At 69.2% G+C, this 18802-nt stretch carries 16 protein-coding genes; 11 read left to right on the top strand and 5 right to left on the bottom strand.

The genetic code is table 11. The annotated features are described in order from the left end of the window. Positions 1 to 310 precede the first annotated feature (310 nt). From A6B37_RS16780 to purU, 6 genes are all read left to right on the top strand, one after another. Positions 311 to 1438 (top strand): MFS transporter, encoded by a 1128-nt coding sequence (locus A6B37_RS16780; RefSeq protein ID WP_168202233.1) that lies wholly within the window; start codon positions 311 to 313, stop codon positions 1436 to 1438. Further along, positions 1435 to 2085: a gamma-glutamylcyclotransferase gene (locus A6B37_RS16775; protein WP_111826418.1), complete on the top strand. Its 651-nt coding sequence runs from the start codon at positions 1435 to 1437 to the stop codon at positions 2083 to 2085. Before A6B37_RS16780 ends, A6B37_RS16775 begins: the two co-directional genes overlap by 4 nt. A 112-nt stretch (positions 2086 to 2197) precedes the next feature. Further along, positions 2198 to 2827 (top strand): pyridoxamine 5'-phosphate oxidase, encoded by a 630-nt coding sequence (pdxH, locus tag A6B37_RS16770; RefSeq protein ID WP_111826417.1) that lies wholly within the window; start codon positions 2198 to 2200, stop codon positions 2825 to 2827. Between the two features lie 29 nt (positions 2828 to 2856). Next, a complete protein-coding gene (locus tag A6B37_RS16765) occupies positions 2857 to 3378 on the top strand; it encodes a flavin reductase family protein (protein WP_102775515.1) in 522 nt (173 codons plus the stop codon). Positions 3379 to 3381: 3 nt separating this feature from the next. Then, the gene (locus tag A6B37_RS16760) at positions 3382 to 4491 is read left to right on the top strand and encodes an NAD(P)/FAD-dependent oxidoreductase (protein WP_111826416.1); all 1110 of its coding nucleotides are present in this window, start codon (positions 3382 to 3384) and stop codon (positions 4489 to 4491) included. A gap of 36 nt (positions 4492 to 4527) precedes the next feature. Further along, positions 4528 to 5382: a formyltetrahydrofolate deformylase gene (gene purU, locus A6B37_RS16755; RefSeq protein ID WP_111826415.1), complete on the top strand. Its 855-nt coding sequence runs from the start codon at positions 4528 to 4530 to the stop codon at positions 5380 to 5382. Here the strand turns inward: purU and A6B37_RS16750 are convergent. Both A6B37_RS16750 and A6B37_RS16745 read right to left on the bottom strand, forming a co-directional pair. Continuing rightward, on the bottom strand, positions 5379 to 7055 hold the full coding sequence (locus A6B37_RS16750; protein WP_111826414.1) for a SulP family inorganic anion transporter: 1677 nt from the start codon (positions 7053 to 7055) through the stop codon (positions 5379 to 5381). The two genes, purU and A6B37_RS16750, sit on opposite strands and share 4 nt — an antisense overlap. A gap of 136 nt (positions 7056 to 7191) precedes the next feature. After that, positions 7192 to 8100, bottom strand: a complete 909-nt coding sequence (locus tag A6B37_RS16745) for a LysR family transcriptional regulator (protein WP_102775511.1) — start codon at positions 8098 to 8100, stop codon at positions 7192 to 7194. A 124-nt stretch (positions 8101 to 8224) separates the two neighbouring features. Here A6B37_RS16745 and A6B37_RS16740 point away from each other — a divergent pair, with 124 nt between their 5' ends. Genes A6B37_RS16740 through A6B37_RS16730 form a run of 3 tightly spaced genes read left to right on the top strand, consistent with a single transcriptional unit; the run spans position 8225 to position 12102 of the window. Next, complete coding sequence (locus tag A6B37_RS16740; RefSeq protein ID WP_111826413.1) at positions 8225 to 9925, top strand: acyl-CoA dehydrogenase family protein; 1701 nt, start codon at positions 8225 to 8227, stop codon at positions 9923 to 9925. Between the two features lie 48 nt (positions 9926 to 9973). After that, positions 9974 to 10954: a tripartite tricarboxylate transporter substrate binding protein gene (locus A6B37_RS16735; protein WP_111826412.1), complete on the top strand. Its 981-nt coding sequence runs from the start codon at positions 9974 to 9976 to the stop codon at positions 10952 to 10954. Positions 10955 to 10965: 11 nt separating this feature from the next. Then, entirely contained in the window at positions 10966 to 12102 is a 1137-nt protein-coding gene (locus A6B37_RS16730) for a CoA transferase (RefSeq protein ID WP_111826411.1), read from the top strand. Positions 12103 to 12283: 181 nt separating this feature from the next. Here the strand turns inward: A6B37_RS16730 and ggt are convergent, their stop codons facing one another. Then, positions 12284 to 14050 (bottom strand): gamma-glutamyltransferase, encoded by a 1767-nt coding sequence (gene ggt, locus A6B37_RS16725; RefSeq protein ID WP_111826410.1) that lies wholly within the window; start codon positions 14048 to 14050, stop codon positions 12284 to 12286. Positions 14051 to 14160: 110 nt separating this feature from the next. On the opposite strand from ggt, the gene A6B37_RS16720 reads away from it, so the two are divergent. Further along, on the top strand, positions 14161 to 15066 hold the full coding sequence (locus A6B37_RS16720) for a LysR substrate-binding domain-containing protein (RefSeq protein WP_111826409.1): 906 nt from the start codon (positions 14161 to 14163) through the stop codon (positions 15064 to 15066). 89 nt (positions 15067 to 15155) lie between these two features. Here the strand turns inward: A6B37_RS16720 and A6B37_RS16715 are convergent, their stop codons facing one another. Then, on the bottom strand, positions 15156 to 16139 hold the full coding sequence (locus A6B37_RS16715) for a tripartite tricarboxylate transporter substrate binding protein BugE (protein ID WP_102775506.1): 984 nt from the start codon (positions 16137 to 16139) through the stop codon (positions 15156 to 15158). 242 nt (positions 16140 to 16381) lie between these two features. On the opposite strand from A6B37_RS16715, the gene A6B37_RS16710 reads away from it, so the two are divergent. Beyond that, positions 16382 to 17275, top strand: coding sequence for an AEC family transporter (locus A6B37_RS16710; protein WP_102775650.1), 894 nt, complete (start codon positions 16382 to 16384; stop codon positions 17273 to 17275). A gap of 118 nt (positions 17276 to 17393) precedes the next feature. Here the strand turns inward: A6B37_RS16710 and fumC are convergent, their stop codons facing one another. Next, positions 17394 to 18779 carry a class II fumarate hydratase gene (gene fumC, locus A6B37_RS16705; protein WP_111826408.1) on the bottom strand — a complete coding sequence of 462 codons (1386 nt, stop codon included), beginning with the start codon at positions 18777 to 18779 and terminating at the stop codon, positions 17394 to 17396. Between the last annotated feature and the right edge of the window lie 23 nt (positions 18780 to 18802).

Below are 18802 nucleotides of genomic sequence, written 5' to 3'. Positions count from 1 at the left end.
ATTGTTCCGTTGTGAGAACGATACAGCGTTCGGCTTCGGCGGATACTCATGCTGAATGCGCCCAGAAGCGCCGAACACGCCGGCATCTTGCACCATAAGCCCCGGAGTTTGCCTCTACATGATGCCTATCGTGAAACCCCTACACGCCACCGTTTGCGGCAGCGCAAAACAAGCTTGCCTCGACATTGGTAGACGTTGGGGACAGAATGGCTGCAGTTACGTCGTGGCCGTGTCCAGTTCCCCTAGATCCCCCTCTTCTTCCCCAGGTTCCCCGGAGTTTTCCGGGGCGGCGCTCTTGTGCGTGCTGGCCATGATGAATCACGTGGCGCTGACAGGGGGACGCATTACTGTCTCGCTGACGGCGCTGCAGATGGGGCTGTCCACCTTCAAGGTCGGCACGCTGGTGGCGGTCTTCGCCGTCCTGCCCATGCTGTTCTCGGTGCGCGCCGGGCGCTGGGTGGACCGGGTCGGCATCGTCCGCCCGCTGGTGCTGGGCACCTCGCTGGTCGCCGTCGGCACCCTGCTGCCCTTTGTCTTCCAGACGCAGCTGGCGCTGCTCATCGCCTCGTGCTGTATCGGCATCGGCTTCATGCTGCACCAGGTGGCCACCCAGGACCTGCTCGGCCATGCCGAACCCGCGCAGCGCCTGCGCAATTTCTCCTTCATGTCGCTGGCGCTGGCCGGTTCGGGCTTCTCCGGCCCGCTGATCGCCGGCCTGGCCATCGACCACCTGGGCACGCGCCTGGCCTTCGGGCTGCTGGCCCTGGGCCCGCTGCTGTCGGCGGGCGGGCTTTACATGCTGCGTCACCAATTGAAGGCGGCAGATGCGCTGCTTTCCGGCGCAAAAGAGGCCGAACGCCGCCGCGTCACCGAATTGCTGGCCGTGCCGGCGCTGCGCCGCATCCTGATGGTGAACACCATCTTGTCCGGCGCCTGGGACACCCACTTGTTCGTCGTGCCCATCTTCGGCGTGGCCATCGGCCTGTCGGCCACCACCATCGGGGTCATTCTTGCTTCGTTTGCGGCGGCAACTTTCGTCATTCGCCTGGTATTGCCCTTGATCCAGCGCCGGGTCCGTTCCTGGACGCTGGTCCGCGCGGCCATGGCCACGGCCGCCATCGACTTCATGCTTTACCCGCTGTTCACCGACGTTACCGTGCTGATCGTGCTGTCTTTCATCCTGGGGCTGGCCCTGGGCTGTTGCCAGCCGAGCATGCTGTCTCTGCTGCACCAGCACTCGCCCCCGGGGCGCGCGGCCGAGGCCGTGGGCCTGCGCATGGCCTTGATCAACGGTTCCCAGGTTTCCCTGCCGTTGACCTTCGGCGCGCTCGGTGCGGTAATTGGCGTGGCCCCGCTGTTCTGGGCCTATTCGCTGGCGCTGATGGCCGGCGGCTGGGCCAATCGCAATCCCCCGATCGAATCCGACCGTAAGCCGTGAATACCCCATCCCCCATTCCCTCCGGCGCCAGCCTGCCGTTTCGCCTCTGGACCCCCGAAGAGCGGCAGGCCTCCCTGGACGAGGCCTTGCGCCACTGGCAGTCGGGCGAGGACGTATGGGTATATGGGTACGGATCGCTGATCTGGCGCCCCGACTTCGACTTCGTGGAGCGCCGGCTGGCCACGCTGCGCGGCCATCACCGGGCGCTGTGCCTGTGGTCGCGCGTCAACCGCGGCACGCCGGAATGCCCGGGCCTGGTGTTCGGCCTGGACCGGGGCGGCTCCTGCCGCGGCGTGGTCTACCGGCTCGCCGGCAGCCAGGTGCCCAATTACTTCCCGGCGCTCTGGGAGCGCGAAATGTCCACCGGCGCCTATCTGCCGCGCTGGATCAACTGCACCACCGACGTCGGCAACGTCCGGGCGCTGGTCTTCATCATGAACCGCGACAATCCGGCCTACATCCGGGCGCTGCCCGAACCGGAACTGCTGGCCATCGTGCGCCGCGCCGCCGGCCGCTACGGCCCCTGCACCGACTACGTGGTGCAGACCGCCCAGGCGCTGCGCGCCGCGGGCATCCACGACGCCCGCCTGGACGCCATCGCGCGCCGGCTCGAGCAGGAAGGGCACCCGTTGCCGGAAGGCGCCTGAAGCCGCCGCCGCGCCGCCGGACGGCGCTTGCCGGCGGCCTGAGCAGGGTCAATATAGGGACAGTCGCCCAAGCGGTATAAACTTCCTGTTATCAACGCTGACCCTTACTCCCATGTCCGTCTCTGATCTGCGTCAAAGCTACGAGAAGCATGTCCTGCTCGAAAGCCAGGCCCTGGCTTCGCCGTTCGCGCAATTCGCGCTCTGGTTCGACGAGGCCCTGGCCGCCAAGGTGCCCGAGCCCAACGCCATGACCCTGGCCACGGTGGACGCCCACGGCCAGCCCAGCGCGCGCATCGTGCTGGTCAAGGGATTCGACGAGCGCGGCTTCACCTTCTTCACCAACTACGAATCGCGCAAGGGCCTGGACCTGCAGGCCGAGCCGCGCGCCAGCCTGCTGTTTTTCTGGCAGCCGCTGGAGCGCCAGGTCCGCATCGAAGGCGTGGTCGAAAAAGTCCCCACCGAAGAGTCGGACGCCTACTATCACAGCCGGCCCGCCGGCTCGCGCATCGGCGCCTGGGCCTCGCGCCAGAGCCAGCCGATCACCCGCGAAGAGCTGGAAGCCCGTGAACAGGAATTCCGCGAACGCTACGGCGACGCGCCGCCGCGCCCGCCGCACTGGGGCGGTTACCGCCTGAAGCCCACCGCCTTCGAATTCTGGCAGGGCCGGCCTTCGCGGCTGCACGACCGCCTGCGCTACGTCGCCGACGGCCCGGCCTGGAAGATCGAACGCCTGTCGCCCTGATGCCGGGCGCGCCCCCTATCCATGATTGCATGACCGCCTCCTCCCCTGATTTTGACGCTGCTTTTTTCCGCACCGCGCTGGGCCGCTACGCCACGGGCGTGACCGTCGTGACGACCGCCGGCCTGGACGGCGCGCCCATCGGGCTGACGGTGAGCTCTTTCAACTCCGTGTCGCTGGACCCGCCGCTGGTGCTGTGGAGCCTGTCGCGCGGCTCGTCCTCGCTGGCGGCCTTCGAGCAGTGCGAGCGCTACGTCGTCAACGTGCTGGGCGCCGAGCAGATCGCGCTGGCGCGCCGCTTCGCCACCGGCAAGACCCCGGACCGCTACGCCGGGCTGCCGGTGCACCGCGCGCCCGGCGGCACGCCCATGCTGGACGGCCACTGCGCGGCCTGGTTCGAATGCCACAACCGCAGCCGCTACGTCGAAGGCGATCACATCATCATGGTGGGCGAGGTGGAGCGCTGCGGCCATAGCGCGGAGCCGCCGCTGGTCTTCCATGCCGGCGGCTTCGACCTGACGCCGGCCGGCGACCGCGCGGAAAAAAAGGGGTAGCCCATGAGCGCAGATATCGATTGCGTCGTCATCGGCGCGGGCGTGGTGGGCCTGGCGATCGCGCGGGCGCTGGCCCGCTCCGGGCGCGAAGTGCTGGTGGCCGAGGCCACCGAGGCCATCGGCACCGGCACCAGCTCGCGCAACTCCGAAGTCATCCACGCGGGCATCTACTATCCGGCGGACAGCCTCAAGGCCCGCCTGTGCGTGCGCGGCAAGCACCTGCTGTACGCCTATTGCGCCGAACGCGGCGTGCCGCACAAGCGCCTGGGCAAACTCATCGTCGCCGCGGACGCCGAACAGGCCGCGCAGCTGGAAAGCATCGCGCAGCGCGCCCGCGCCAACGGCGTGGACGACCTGCAGTTCCTGTCGGGCGAAGACGCCATGCGCCTGGAGCCGGCGCTGCAATGCGCGGCCGCGCTGTCCTCGCCGTCCACCGGCATCGTGGACAGCCACGCGCTGATGCTGTCGTACCAGGGCGACGCCGAGAACGCGGGCGCCCAGTGCGTGTTCCACACGCCGCTGGTGTCGGGCCGCGTGCGCCCCGAGGGCGGCTTCGAGCTGCAGTTCGGCGGCGACGAGGCCATGAGCCTGAGCTGCAATGTGCTGATCAATTCGGCCGGCCTGCATGCGCCGGCGCTGGCGCGCCGCATCGACGGCGTGCCGCCCGCCAGCATCCCGGCCGACTACCTGTGCAAGGGCAGCTATTTCACGCTGTCCGGCCGCGCGCCCTTTTCGCGCCTGATCTACCCGGTGCCGCAGCATGCCGGCCTGGGCGTGCACCTGACGCTGGACATGGGCGGGCAGGCCAAGTTCGGTCCCGACACCGAATGGATCGGCGTCGAGGACTACACGCTCGATCCGGCCCGCGCCGACGTGTTCTACGCGGCCGTGCGCAGCTACTGGCCGGCCCTGCCCGACGGCGCGCTGGCGCCCGGCTACACCGGCATCCGGCCCAAGATCTCCGGCCCGCACGAACCGGCGGCCGACTTCGTCGTCGCCGGCCCGGCCGCGCACGGCGTGCCCGGCCTGGTGAACCTGTTCGGCATCGAATCTCCCGGCCTGACGGCCAGCCTGGCCCTGGCCGAAGAAACCCTGGCCCGCCTGGCCGCCTGACCTCCACGACTTTCCATTCAGCCCTTTCTTACGCACATGCAGCACAACGACTACATCCTGACCCTGTCCTGCCCCGACCGCACGGGCATCGTGTACCGCGTCAGCGGCCTGTTGTTCGAATTGGGCTGCAACATCCTGGATTCGCAGCAGTTCGGCGACGAGGAAACCGGCCGCTTCTTCCTGCGCGTGCACTTCGACGCGCCGGCCGGCGTGGCCGCCGCCGACCTGCGCGCCCGCCTGGCGCCCATGTCCGAGGAATACGGCATGGAGCTGAAGCTGCACGACGCGCGCCGCAAGGAACGCCTGCTCATCATGGTCAGCAGGCAGGGCCACTGCCTGAACGACCTGCTGTTCCGCGTGCACAGCGGGCACCTGCACGCCGAAGTGGCGGCCATCGTGTCGAACCACAACGACTACGCCGGCCTGGCGGCCTCCTACGGCATCCCGTTCCACCACCTGCCGGTCACGCCCGACACCAAGGCCGAGCAGGAGCGCCAGGTGCTGGCCCTGGTCGAGCAGGAAAACATCGACCTGGTGGTGCTGGCCCGCTACATGCAGATCCTGTCGGAGGACATGTGCCGCGCGCTCAACGGCCGCGCCATCAACATCCACCACAGCTTCCTGCCCAGCTTCAAGGGCGCCCGCCCCTATCACCAGGCGCACGCCCGCGGCGTCAAGATCATCGGCGCCACCGCCCACTACGTGACCTCGGACCTGGACGAAGGCCCCATCATCGACCAGGACATCGAGCGCGTGGACCATACGATGACCGCCCAGGACCTGACCCAAGTCGGCAGCGACATCGAATCCCTGGTGCTGTCGCGCGCCGTGCGCAGCCACGTCGAACACCGCATCCTGCTGAACCGCAACAAGACGGTGGTGTTCCGCTAGGAATCCTGCCGCTCCCCCCGGGCCAGCGCCACGGCCGCCGCCGTGGCGCCGGCCACGTCCGGCCGCAGGTCGCCCAGCAGCCGCTGGTACAGGCCGACGCGGCGCACGATGTCCAGCGGCTGGCCCAGCAGGCCCGAGACCATCAGCCGCACGCCGCGCGCCTCGCAGGCCCGGCTCAGGCTTTCCAGCGCCTCGGCCCCGGTCGAGTCCACGTAGATCACGTTCTTCAGGTCCAGCACCAGCGCGCGCGCCGGCAAATGGTCCTCGAGCGACTCCACCAGCTTGGTCGCGCCGAAGAACACGGTGCCGTACAGCCGCCATACCGCCACCTGCGCCTCCAGCCCGGCCAGCGCCGGCTGCTCGGCCGGCGTCAGGCGTTCGGCGCGCGACAGGCTGGAAATGCGGTAGATGAAGGTCAGGCAGGCGGCGAAGATGCCGAACTGCACCGCCACCGTCAGGTCGAACACCACCGTCAGCAGGAACACCGACAGCAGGGTCACGCGGTAAGGCAGCCGGTAGGTCTTGAGGCGCGCGAATTCGCGCCACTCGCCCATGTTCCAGGCCACGAACATCAGGATGGCCGCCAGCGTGGCCAGCGGGATGGAAGACGCCAGCGGCGCGGCCACCAGGATCACCAGCAGCAGCACCACGGCGTGCGTCATGCCCGCGATCGGGCTGGTGGCGCCGCTTTTCACGTTGGTCACGGTGCGGGCGATGGTGCCGGTGGCCGGCATGCCGCCGAAGAACGGCGTGGCGAAGTTGGCGATGCCCTGCGCCATCAGTTCCTGGTTGGGGTCGTGGCGGTCGCCGATCATGCCGTCGGCCACCCGCGCGCACAGCAGCGATTCGATCGCGCCCAGCAGCGCCAGCGTGATCGTGGGCATCAGCAGGTAGCGGGCCGATTCCCAGCTGAACGCCGGCAGCGTGAAGTCCGGCAGCGCCGCCGGTATGCCGCCGAAGCGGCTGCCTATGGTCTCCACCGGCAGGCCGAACAGGGCCACCGCGGCCGTGGCCAGCACCAGCGCGACGATGGAGCCCGGCACCCGCGCCAGCGGCGCGGCCCTGGGTCCGCCCCATTTCGGCAGCCAGCGCTGCCAGGCCACGATGAGCGCCAGCGACGCCACCGCCACGCCCGCGGCCCAGGGATTGAAGGAGGACAGGTGGCTGCCCAGCGCGCCCAGGATGCCGAAGAAATCGCCCGGCATCTCGGGGATCGCCAGGCCCAGGAAGTCCTTGACCTGCGACAGCGCGATCAGCACCGCGATCCCGTTGGTGAAACCGATGATGACGGCCACCGGGATGAAGCGCACCAGCGTACCCAGCCGGAGCAGCCCCATCACGAACAGCAGCACGCCGGACAGCGCAGTGGCGATGATCAGGTTGGCCACGCCGTACTGCTGCACGATGTCGTAGACGATGACGATGAACGCGCCCGCCGGCCCGCCGATCTGCACCCGGCTGCCGCCGAGCAGCGCGACCAGGAAGCCCGCGATGATGGAGGTGAACAGGCCCGCTTCCGGCTTGAGGCCCGAGCCGATGGCGAAGGCCATGGCCAGCGGCAGCGCGACCACGGCGACCGTGAGGCCGGCGCCCAGGTCCTGCACGAAACGGATGCGGTCGTAACCGCGCAACGCGCTCAAGAGGCGCGGACGAAACGAAAAGGGAAGATCCACGATCGACTCCGGAGAAGAAACCGAAAAGCCCTGGAACGGGTTTCAGTGCTTCGCCGGAGGGCCGCAGTGGCGCAGCCGGGTAATGAAACGCTTGCGGCGCGTCAGCGGCTGGATCGATCGGTAGGACATGGCCGGGTCAGTGTACCCCCAATGTCCCGGCCCCGGCATAGTGCCGCGCCACCAGTTCCAGGGCTTTTTCCTGCAGCGGCGTGCGCATGGCCTGCGGCCAGATCGCCTGGCTGACCGAGCGCGCGGCGTGCTCGAAGGCGATGAAGCGCGTGCCCGCCAGGCCGCTGCGCGACAGGCAGGCGGGCACGATGGACACGCCCAGCCCTTGCGAAACCAGCGAGGCCACGCTCAGCCAGTGCCGCACCTCGTGGCGGATCACGGGCATGAAGCCGGCCGATACGCACATGGCCAGCACCGTCTCGTAGTAGCTGGGCGAGGCCGCGCGGGCGAAGAACACGAAATCGTCCCCCGCCAGTTCGTCCAGCCGCAGCGATTCGCGGCCGGCCAGCCGGTGGTCCTGCGGCAGGCACACCACGAAAGGCTCGGCCACCAGGTCGCGCGCCTGCACGCCCGGCGGCAGGGGGTTGGCGTGGATGAAGCCCAGATCCTGCTCGCCGCGGCGCACCGCCTCGATCTGGTCGTGCGAGTTCAGCTCGGTCAGCACATGCTCGACGTCGGGCAGCTCGGCCCGCATCGCATTGAGCAGCGCGGGCAGGCCGCGGTACAGCATCGACCCCACGAAACCGATGCGCAGCCTGCCGCGCAGGCCGGCGTCCACCCGCTGCACCAGCGTGCGCACGTCCTCGGCCTGGCGCAGCAGGGTCTGGGCCTCGCGGTACAGCACCTGGCCCGCGTCGGTCAGTTCCACGTGGCGGCTGCTGCGGTTGAGCAGGCGCGCGCCGACGTTTTCCTCCAGCTGCCGGATGGCGTAGCTCAGCGGCGGCTGCGAGATGTGCAGCCGCACGGCGGCCCGGCTGAAATGGCGCTCTTCGGCCACGGCGATGAAATACCGCAGCAGGCGCGGGTCCAGATCCATGCGCGTTCCCTTTGATTTGCCTATCTATACTTTTTTTGGATTGTTCTAAATCAAAACAGTATTTGTATAGATTAATCCAGGCAAGCACCATGAGGCATCCCCCCGTTTTGCGCAGGATGCCGCCATGGATGCCCCCGTCAAGACCGCCACGCCCGCCGCCACCCCGATTCCGGATGCGCGCGGCCTGAACCTGTTCCACGCCGACCCCTATGCCGCGGCGCTGTGCCGGCGCTACCTGCCGCCGGCGCTCCACGCGCACCTGCTGCCGCACCTGGAGCGGCTGGGCGAGCTGGCCGGCGGCCTGATGGACGAGCTGGCCGCCACGGCCGACAAGCATCCGCCCACGCTGTCGGTGCGCAGCCGCGCCGGCCAGGACGAATCCCGCATCGACAAGCACCCGGCCTATGTGGAACTGGAACGCCTGGCCTACAGCGAGTTCGGCCTGGCCGCGCTGTCGCACCGCGGCGGGGTGCTGGGCTGGCCCGAGCCCATGCCGGCCGCCGCCAAATACGCGCTGAGCCATTTGTTCGTGCAGGCCGAGTTCGGCCTGTGCTGCCCGGTCAGCATGACCGATTCGCTGGCCCGCACGCTGCGCAAGTTCGGCGACGCCGACCTCGTGGCGCGCGTGCTGCCGCAGGTGACGACGCAGGATTTCGACGCGCTGCGCCAGGGCGCCATGTTCATGACGGAGCAAGGCGCGGGTTCGGACGTCAGCGCCACGGAGGTCACGGCCGAACGGCAGGACGACGGCAGCTGGCGCCTGTCGGGCGACAAGTGGTTCTGCTCCAACCCCGACGCGGGCTACGCCATGGTGCTGGCCCGCAGCGAGCCGCAGCCCGGCCTGAAGGGGGTGTCGCTGTTCCTGCTGCCGCGCGACCTGCCCGGCGGCGGCCACAATCACTACCGCATCCTGCGCCTGAAGGACAAGCTGGGCACGCGCTCCATGGCCAGCGGCGAAATCCGCCTGGAAGGCGCCGTGGCCTGGCTGGTGGGCGAACGCGGCCGCGGCTTCAAGCAGATGGCCGACATGATCAACAACTCGCGCCTGTCCAACGGCATGCGCGCGGCCGGCCTGATGCGCCGCGCCGTCACCGAGGCGGTGTATTTCTCGCAGCACCGCCGCGCCTTCGGCAAGCGGCTCATCGACATGCCGCTGATGCAGCGCCAGCTGGTCAAGATGACGGTCTGGGCCGAACAGGCGCGCAGCGTCATGTTCCAGACCGCGTGCGCGCTGGCCGAGGCCGACCAGGGCGGCGGCGATCCGGCGCTGGCGCGCATCCTGACCCCGCTCATCAAGTTCCGCGCCTGCCGCGACGCCCGCAAAGTGACCGGCGACGCCATGGAGGTGCGCGGCGGCTGCGGCTATATCGAGGAGTGGACCGAACCGCGCCTGGTGCGCGACGCGCATCTGGGCTCGATCTGGGAAGGCACCAGCAACATCGTGGCGCTGGACGTGCTGCGCGCCATCACGCGCGAACAATCGCTGCCGGCGCTGCGCGCCCACATCGAGCGCCTGCTGGCCGAGGGCGCGCCCTGCCCGCCCGAACTGGCCGACATGCAGGCCCGCGCGCTGGAACAGACCTACGCGCTGGCCGAACACGCCGCGCGGGAAAACCGCGCCGAGCTGGCGCGCCAGGCCGCGTCGCTGCTGTACCACGCGGTGTCCCTGGCCGCGCTGCGCTGGGAAGCCGCGGACCCGGCGCTGGCCGCTCGCGCCAGGCTGGCCGACCAGGTGCTGCTGCATCGCCTGGGCCCGCGCGATCCCTACGCCATCCCGCCCGACGAAAGCGCCGCCTGCCGGGAAATCCTGCAATACGCGCTGTAAACCGACGCCGGCGGCACAGCCGGCGCGCATCCACCACTGGAGACAAACATGAACCGCTACTTCGCCCCCTTGCTGCTGGCCGCCGCCGCGGCCCTGCCCGCGGCGCCCGCGCTGGCGGCCGAGGCCTTCCCCGCGGAACGCCCGGTCACCCTGGTCGTGCCCTTCCCGCCCGGCGGCCCCACCGACGCCCTGGCGCGCCGCCTGGCCGACAAGCTCAGGCAGCCGCTGAAGCAGAACGTCATCGTCGAGAACCGCAGCGGCGCGGGCGGCAATATCGGCTCGGAATACGTGGCCAACGCCAAGCCCGACGGCTACACGCTGCTGTTCGGCACTTCCGGGCCGCTGGCCATCAACGTCAGCCTGTACAAGAAGCAGGGCTACGATCCGCAGACCAGCTTCGCCCCCATCATCCGTATCGGCCACCTGCCCAACATCCTGGTGGTGAACCCGTCGGTGCCGGCCACCAACGTGCAGGAACTGATCGCCTACGCCAAGAAAAACCCGGACGCGCTGAGCTACGCCTCGTCGGGCAACGGCGCGTCCTCGCACCTGGCCGGCATTCTGTTCAACCGCATGGCCGGCACCCAGATCATGCACATTCCCTACAAGGGCACCGGCCCGGCGCTGAACGACCTGCTGGGCGGGCAGGTGTCCATGTCGTTCACCGACATCCTGACCGCGCTGCCCTACGTCAAGGCCGGCAAGCTGCGCGCCATCGGCCTGGCCAGCGCGCAGCGTTCCGACGCCCTGCCCGACCTGCCCACGCTGTCCGAACAGGGCCTCAAGGGCTATGACGTCAGCGTGTTCTTCGGCATCGTCGCGCCCAAAAATACCCCGGCGCCGGTCGTGGAGACCCTGAACAAAGCCTTCCAGAGCGCGCTGGCCGACCCCGAGGTGGCCAACACGCTGCGCAGCCAGGGCATCGTCGAGGCGCAGGACAAGACGCCGCAAGGCCTGTCCGCCTTCATCACGGCCGAAGTGCCCAAGTGGCGCGACGTCATCGCCAGCGCCCACGTCTCCATCGACTGAAGGACTTTTCCATGGCAGCAACCCTCCCCAATGCCGGCGCCCTGGCCGGCTGCAAGGTCATCGACCTGTCGCGCGTGCTGGGCGGCCCCTATTGCACGCAGATCCTGGCCGACCACGGCGCCGACGTGCTCAAGATCGAGCCGCCCGGCGGCGACGAGACGCGCGGCTGGGGGCCGCCCTTCCTGGGCGCCACGGCCTCCTACTTCGTCGGCGTGAACCGCAACAAGGAAGGCATGACGCTGGACCTGTCGCAGCCTGCGGGCCAGGAGCTGCTGCGCCGGCTGCTGGCCGACGCCGACGTGCTGGTGGAGAACTTCAAGCCCGGCACGCTGGAGAAATGGGGCTTGGGATACGAGACGCTGAAACAGGAATTCCCCGCGCTGATCCATTGCCGGGTCAGCGGCTTCGGCGCCGACGGGCCGCTGGGCGGCCTGCCGGGCTACGACGCCTGCGCCCAGGCCATGTGCGGGCTGATGAGCGTCAACGGCGAGGCCGACGGCGAAGCCACCCGCGTCGGCCTGCCGGTGGTGGACATGGTGACGGGCCTGAACGCGGCGGTGGCCATCCTGCTCGCGCTCAACGAGCGCGTGCGCAGCGGCCTGGGCCAGTTCCTCGATATCACGCTGTACGACTGCGCCCTGTCGCTGTTGCATCCGCACGCGCCCAACTACTTCTACAGCGGCAAGGTGCCGGCGCGCAGCGGCAACGCGCATCCCAACATCGCGCCCTACGAAACCCTGCCCACGGCCAGCGGCCCGATCTTCCTGGCGGTGGGCAACAACCGCCAGTTCGCGCTGCTGGCGCAGACGCTGGAAGCGCCCGCGCTGGCCGAAGACCCGCGCTACGCCGCCAACGCCGACCGCCTGCGGAACCGCCAGGCGCTGCGCGCCGACCTGTCGGCGCTGCTGGCGGGATTCGACGCCGCCGAACTGGCCGACCGCCTGCTGCGCAACGGCGTGCCCGCCGCCGCCGTGCTCACCGTGGACCAGGCGCTGGCGCACCCGCATACCCGGCATCGCGGCATGGTGCTGGAACAGGGCGACTACCGCGGGGTCGGCTCCCCGATCAAGCTGTCGCGCACGCCGGCGACGCTGCGGAGATTGCCGCCGGATCTCGAGGCCGAGGGAGCGCGGGGAGACGGGTCGTAGGAGGGGTGGAGCGCGAGAATCCTTAAGCAAGAACTCAGGTATCGAGCGCGCGCAACCCATCGGGCGGCGAAAGCCGCCGATTTTCGTGGCAAGCATAAAAAATGGCGGCTCGCGCCGCCCGATGGGTTACGCGCGCTCGGAATTCGAATTTTTATTCATATAGTCTCGCGCTACACCCATCCTACCCTCCCGACGCCACGCCTTCGCGCCGCGGGTCCGCCCCGCCCTGCAGCCCCTCGGGCCCGATCACGATGCCGTGGATGCCGCTGGGAAACTCGGTGATGCGCACGGGATGCCCCATGCGTTCGAGCTCGGGCGCCAGCGCCTCCAGCGGCGTGCCTTTTTCGAGTTCGGTGTCCTTGTTGCGGCTGCCCATGTTGGGCAGGTCGATGGCGGCCTGGATGTCCAGGCCCCAGTCCAGCACGCCCACCACCGTCTTGGCGACGTAATTGATGATGGCGCTGCCGCCGGGCGAGCCCACCAGCAGGTACGGCTTGCCGTCGCGCAGCACGATCATGGGCGCCATCGAGCTGCGCGGGCGCTTGCCGGGTTCGATGCGGTTGGCCACGAGCCGGCCTTCGGGGTCCTGGTAGGACGAGGAAAAGTCCGTCATCTCGTTGTTCAGCAGAAAGCCGCGCACAAAGATCTTGCTGCCGAATTCGCTTTCGATGGTGGTCGTCATGCTGAGCGCGTTGCCCTTGGCGTCGACCGCCACCAGATGGCTGGTGGACGGCAGCTCCAGCGCGTCGTCCTTGCCCAGCGACAGCAGCTTGCCTTCGGGGTCGCCGGGCAAGGCGACCTTCATGCTGCGGTCCGGCCGTATCAGCGCGCCGCGCGCGCGCAGGTAGGCGGGGTCCAGCAAGGCGTTCACGGGCACCTGCACGAAGGACGGGTCGGCCACGTAGAAATCGCGGTCGGCGAACGCCAGCCGGCCGGCCTCGGAGAAGTAATGCACCGCCTCCACGCTGCCCGGCGCGTAGCGGCCGATGGGGTATTGCTCGAGTTCGCCCAGCATCTGCAGCACGGCCAGCGGGCCGCTGCTGGGCGGCCCCATGCCGCACAGCCGATAGCCGCGATAGGCGCCGCAGACGGGATCGCGCTTGACGGCGCGGTAGGCGGCCAGGTCGGCCTCGGTGAGGTCGCCGGGCACGGCATGGCCCTGCACCGCGGCGACGATGTCGCGCGCGATCTCGCCCTGGTAGAACGCGTCCGCGCCCTGCTGAGCCACCGCGCGCAGCGTGCGCGCGAATTCGGGATTCTTCAGCATGTGCCCGACCGGCCAGGGCGAGCCGTCGGGCGCGTAGAAATAGGCCGCGGCGGCCTGCTGCCTGGGCAGTTCCTTGTTGCCGGCCAGCAGCTTGTGCAGGCGCGGCGATACGGCGAAGCCCTGCTCGGCCAGCCGGATCGCCGGCTGGAACAGCTCGGCCCAGGGCAGCACGCCGTGCTCCCGGTGCGCCAGTTCCAGGCCGCGCAGCAGGCCCGGCACGGCCACCGCCATGCCGTTGTTGACCGACTGCGCGAACGGCAGCGGCTTGCCCGCGGCGTCGAGGAAGCGGTCGCGGCGGGCGGCCGCGGGCGCGGTCTCGCGGCTGTCGTAGGTCTGGATGGCGCCGCCGCCGGCCGTATACAGCACCATGAAGGCGCCGCCGCCGATGCCGGACGATTGAGGCTCGACCAGGTTCAGCACCAGCTGGGCCGCGATGGCCGCGTCCACCGCGCTGCCGCCGCGGCGCAGCATCTCGTCGCCGGCGCGCGTGGCCAGCGGATTGGCCGAGGCCATCATGAAATGCTTTGCGCGGGCCAGCTGGCGCGCCTGCGTGCCGCTGGCGGCTTCGGGATTGAGGTCTTCGGCCGCCAGGGGCGTGCGCGCCCAGGCGGAGGACATGGCGGCCGGAAGGGCCAGGACGGCGGCCAGCAGGATCGCTGCGGCGGGACCGGGTGCGCGCATGGGAAGCTCCTTGGTTCGCCGGCATGGCGGCAGGCGTCCATCATAGCAACGCGCCGCGCCGCCGTATCCGGCATAGAATCCGGTTTTTCATCGACTTTCCCGCCCGTGCCATGCGCCTGCGCCACATCGAGATTTTCGAAGCGATCCGCCGCACCGGTTCGCTGACCGAGGCCGCCGCCGCGCTGCACATTTCGCAGCCCGCGGCCAGCAAGCTGCTGGCGCACGCCGAGGCCCAGCTGGGCTTCAAGCTGTTCGAACGCGTCAAGGGCCGGCTGGTGGCCACGCGCGAGGCCGAGATCCTCACCCCCGAGGTCGCGCGCCTGAACCAGGACCTCAACAGCGTGCGCCGGCTGGCCGCCAGTCTGCGCGACCGCCCCCACGGCCATCTGCGCCTGGGCTGCGCGCCCGCGCTGGGCCTGGGGCTGCTGCCCGGCGTGGTGCGCGACAGCCGCGACGCGCAACCCGGCATCACCTTCGACATCCACACTCATCACAGCGCCGAGCTGGTGCAGGGCCTGCTCACGCGCGAACTGGACCTGGCCATCACCTTCGACACCAACGACTATCCCGGCCTGACCCGCATGGGCCTGGGCCACACCGAGCTGGTGCACCTGAGCCGCAAGCCCGGCCGCGGGCCGTTGCGGCTGGCCGAGCTGTCCGACATGGCGGGCAATACGCTGATCGTGCTGGACGCGTGCGACGCCTCCGGCGCGCTGCTGCAGATGGCGCTGGACGCGCAGGGCCTGGACCCGCAGGTCGCCATCCAGGTGCAGACCCATTACGTGGGCTGCGCGCTGGTGGACGCCGGCTGCGGCGACGCCATCGTGGACGCGATCACCGCGCAGGCCATGCTGCGCCCCGGCATGCACCTGCGCCGGCTGGACCCGCCGCTGCGCCTGCCCATCAGCATCATGGTGCGCAACCAGGACCCCTTGTCGGCGCTGCACCGCGATCTGATCGACCGGCTCAAGGCCGGCTGCGCCGCGCGCCTGGCCGCGCTCGACGATATCGCCTGACGCGGGCGGGCCGCGCGCAAAATGCAACGGGCGCCCGAAGGCGCCCGTGGTTCATGCAGCCGGGGCGGACAGCGCCGCCCCGCGCGCCATCAGTCCAGCTTGATGTTCTGCTTCTTCACGACGTCCTTCGCCCAGTCGTACTGCTCTTTGATTTCCTTGGCGAATTCCTCGGGCGTGTTGCCCGACGGGGCCGAGCCCTGGTCGTCCAGCGCCTTGATGACCTTGGGGTCCTTCAGGGCCACCACGGCGGCGTCGCGCAGCTTGTTCACGACGTCCATCGGCGTGCCCTTGGGCGCCAGCAGGCCGTACCAGACCGGCTGGTTCAGCACCGGGAAGCCGGCGTCCTTGAAGGTCGGCACGTCCTTGATGGCGGCGATGCGGTCCGGCCACGCGATGGCCATGGCGCGCAGCTTGCCGGCCTGGATCTGCGGCATCGACGACGGCAGGTTGTCGAAGATGATTTCGATCTGGCCGCCGACGGCGTCGGCCACGGCCGGGCCCGAACCCTTGTACGGCACGTGCACGATGTCCGTGCCGGTGGCCATCTTGAACGATTCGCCCATCAGGTGCAGCACGCCGCAGGTGCCCGAGCTGCCGTAGGAGTACTTGCCCGGGTTCTTCTTCAGCTCTTCCAGGAAGCCCTTGAAGTCCTTGGCGGGGAACTTCGGGTTCACGGCCACCACGTTGGCGGTGTTGGCGAAGTTGGTGACCGGCTGGAAATCCTTGATCGGATCGTAGGGCAGGTCATTGGGGCGGCAGGCGGGGTTGACGGCCATCGTCGACACGGTGGCGATCGACAGCGTGTAGCCGTCGGCATCGGCGCGCGCGGCTTCCGAAGCGCCGATGGCGCCGCCGGCGCCGCCCTTGTTTTCCACGACCATGGGCTGGCCCAGTTCCTGGCTCATGCGCTGCGTCACCAGGCGCGCGATGATGTCGGTGGAACCGCCAGGCGCGAACGGAACGATGACGCGGATCGGCTTGCTCGGGTATGCGTCGGCGGCGTGGGCGGCTGAAACGCCGAGGGCGCCGGCGGCCAGAGCGATGGCCGCAGCCAGGGAGCGGACGTTGTTCATAGAAGTGTTTCCTCCAATAATGCGAGCCCGTATGTGAACGGGACCCTGCGTGATGTGCCCGCCTGTAGACGGGTCAGCCATTGACTTAGACGGCGCGCGGCTAGGGTGCTGGTCGAATCGCACTGCTTTTGTTGGTTGCTTGTGGCACACGCGGCCGCCAGAATGTCGGAGAATAGCAGCAAATGCTTACAGTCGCATAGCGCGCCGCGGCGCGCTTGACGCCCATCAAATCGTACTCGCCCATGTCGGTAGCCCTCCTGGTTTTCCCTGATTTCATGCTGGTTGCGCTAGGTTGGGCGCTGCGTCACAAACTCGGTTTTTCGCGCGAATTCTTTGCCGGAACGGAACGGCTGGTCTACTTCGTGCTGTTCCCCGCGCTGCTGTTCCAATCCATCATCCGCACGCCCATCACGGCCGGCAACGCCGCCATGCTGCTGCAGGCCACGGCCGCCGTCATCGGCTCGGGCGTGGCGCTGTCGTGGCTGGCCGGGCTGGTGCTGCGGCCCTCGTCGCTGGCGCTGGCCTCGTCGGCGCAATGCGGCTATCGCTTCAATACCTATATCGGCCTGGCGCTGTCGGCCAGCCTGGGCGGCACGCAGGGCCAGACCGTCATGGCGCTGATCGTGGGCTTCGCGGTGCCCATGGCCAACCTCGCCGCGGTCTACGGACTGGCGCGCCACAGCGGCGGCAGCCTGCTGCGCGAACTGGCGCGCAATCCGCTGCTGGTCTCCACCCTGCTGGGACTGGCCTGTAATCTGGCCGGGCTGCAACTGCCCGGCCCGGTGGACACGGTGCTGGCCAGGCTGGGCGCGGCCGCCATCGCGCTGGGCATCATCTGCGTGGGCGCCAGCCTGTCCTGGGAAGGCGGCAAGGGTTATGGCGCGCTGATCGGCTGGATGCTGTCGGTCAAGCTGCTGGCGCTGCCCGCGATTGCGTGGCTGGTGGCGCGCCTGCTGGGCCTGCCGCCGCTCGAAGCCCGCATGCTGCTGCTGTTCGCGGCGCTGCCCACGGCCTCCGCGGCCTACGTGCTGGCCATGCGCATGGGCGGCGACGGCCGCATGGTCGCGGTGCTGATTTCGCTGGGAACGCTGTTCTCGGCGCTGTCGATCCCGTTGTGGCTGATGCTCACAGGCTAGAAAAAAGCACGCCCCTGAACAGCCGCCCTCCCCCGACCCGGGTCGCGCGGATCCGGCTCCGCCGGTCCGCAGCGACGCCCCCCCGGGGGGGAAGCGCGCAGCGCTTCGGGGGGGGGACCTATTTATTAGTCATAGCCGCCGGAACGACCCATTCCGCGAACTGCGCCTCGGTCAGATAACCCAGCGCCAGCGCCGACTCCTTCAAGGACAGGCCTTCCTTGTGGGCCTTCTTGGCGATCTGCGCGGCCTTGTCGTAGCCGATGTGCGGGTTGAGCGCCGTCACCAGCATCAGCGAACGGTCCACCAGTTCGGCGATGCGCTCGCGGTTGGGCTCGATGCCGGCCGCGCAATGCTGGTCGAAGCTGGCCATGCCGTCGGTCAGCAGGCGCACCGACTGCAGGAAGTTGTGGATCACCAGCGGCTTGTACACGTTGAGTTCGAAATTGCCGCTGGCCCCGCCGATGTTGATCGCCACGTCGTTGCCCATCACCTGCGCGGCGAGCATCGTGACGGCCTCGCACTGCGTGGGATTGACCTTGCCCGGCATGATGGAGCTGCCCGGCTCGTTCTCGGGAATGCTGATCTCGCCCAGGCCGGAACGCGGGCCACTGGCCAGCCAGCGCACGTCGTTGGCGATCTTCATCAGGCCGGCCGCCAACGCCTTGAGCGCGCCGTGCGCGAACAGCAGCGCTTCGTGCGAGGCCAGCGCCTGGAATTTGTTGGGGGCCGACACGAAGGCCGTGCCGGTGGCGTGCGCCAGTTCGGCGGCCACCTTGGCGCTGAACTGCGGATGCGCGTTCAGGCCGGTGCCGACCGCGGTGCCGCCGATGGCGAGCTGGTGCAGCCCCGGCAGCGTGGCGCGGATCTGCTGCTCGGCCAGGTCGAGCTGGGCGACGTAGCCCGACAGTTCCTGGCCCAGGGTCAGCGGCGTGGCGTCCTGCAGGTGGGTGCGGCCGATCTTGACGATGTCGTAGAAGGCCGCGCTCTTGGCGGCCAGCGTGGCGCGCAGGGCCTTCAGCGCGGGCAGCAGGTGGTGCTCGACCTGCACGGCGGCCGCCACGTGCATGGCGGTGGGGAAGGTGTCGTTGGACGACTGCCCGCGGTTGACGTGGTCGTTGGGGTGGACCTTGCGCTCTTCGCCGCGCACGCCGCCCAGCAGCTCGGAGGCGCGGTTGGCCAGCACCTCGTTCATGTTCATGTTGCTCTGCGTGCCCGAGCCGGTCTGCCAGACCGACAGCGGGAATTCGTTGGGCCATTTGCCCGCGATCACCTCGTCGGCCGCGCGGACGATGCCGTCGGCGATCTTGGGATCGAGTTCGCCCAGGTCCGCGTTGACCTTGGCGGCCGCGCGCTTCAGGCGCGCCATGGCCTCGACCAGCGGGGCCGGCATTTTTTCGGTGGAAATCGCGAAGAAATGCAGCGAGCGCTGCGTCTGGGCGCCCCAGAGATGGTCTTCGGGCACCTCGATGGGGCCGAACGTGTCTTTTTCGATGCGGGTCTTCATGGCGCTTGCAACTCCGTGGCTAC

This window comes from Achromobacter sp. HZ01 (genome assembly GCF_003267925.1).
In the GTDB taxonomy this organism is placed as follows: domain Bacteria; phylum Pseudomonadota; class Gammaproteobacteria; order Burkholderiales; family Burkholderiaceae_B; genus Achromobacter; species Achromobacter pulmonis_A.
The sequence above is the reverse complement of the archived record's forward strand: the minus strand, read 5'-3'. Positions and strand labels throughout refer to the sequence as shown.

Excerpts from the sequence above, each read along its gene's own strand:
- A6B37_RS16780 (WP_168202233.1), top strand. The coding sequence starts at position 311 with ATGATGAATCACGTGGCGCTGACAGGGGGACGCATTACTGTCTCGCTG.
- pdxH (WP_111826417.1), top strand. The coding sequence starts at position 2,198 with ATGTCCGTCTCTGATCTGCGTCAAAGCTACGAGAAGCATGTCCTGCTC.
- A6B37_RS16765 (WP_102775515.1), top strand. The coding sequence starts at position 2,857 with ATGACCGCCTCCTCCCCTGATTTTGACGCTGCTTTTTTCCGCACCGCG.
- A6B37_RS16760 (WP_111826416.1), top strand. The coding sequence starts at position 3,382 with ATGAGCGCAGATATCGATTGCGTCGTCATCGGCGCGGGCGTGGTGGGC.
- purU (WP_111826415.1), top strand. The coding sequence starts at position 4,528 with ATGCAGCACAACGACTACATCCTGACCCTGTCCTGCCCCGACCGCACG.
- A6B37_RS16745 (WP_102775511.1), bottom strand. The coding sequence starts at position 8,100 with ATGGATCTGGACCCGCGCCTGCTGCGGTATTTCATCGCCGTGGCCGAA.
- A6B37_RS16740 (WP_111826413.1), top strand. The coding sequence starts at position 8,225 with ATGGATGCCCCCGTCAAGACCGCCACGCCCGCCGCCACCCCGATTCCG.
- A6B37_RS16735 (WP_111826412.1), top strand. The coding sequence starts at position 9,974 with ATGAACCGCTACTTCGCCCCCTTGCTGCTGGCCGCCGCCGCGGCCCTG.
- A6B37_RS16730 (WP_111826411.1), top strand. The coding sequence starts at position 10,966 with ATGGCAGCAACCCTCCCCAATGCCGGCGCCCTGGCCGGCTGCAAGGTC.
- ggt (WP_111826410.1), bottom strand. The coding sequence starts at position 14,050 with ATGCGCGCACCCGGTCCCGCCGCAGCGATCCTGCTGGCCGCCGTCCTG.
- A6B37_RS16720 (WP_111826409.1), top strand. The coding sequence starts at position 14,161 with ATGCGCCTGCGCCACATCGAGATTTTCGAAGCGATCCGCCGCACCGGT.
- A6B37_RS16715 (WP_102775506.1), bottom strand. The coding sequence starts at position 16,139 with ATGAACAACGTCCGCTCCCTGGCTGCGGCCATCGCTCTGGCCGCCGGC.
- A6B37_RS16710 (WP_102775650.1), top strand. The coding sequence starts at position 16,382 with ATGTCGGTAGCCCTCCTGGTTTTCCCTGATTTCATGCTGGTTGCGCTA.
- fumC (WP_111826408.1), bottom strand. The coding sequence starts at position 18,779 with ATGAAGACCCGCATCGAAAAAGACACGTTCGGCCCCATCGAGGTGCCC.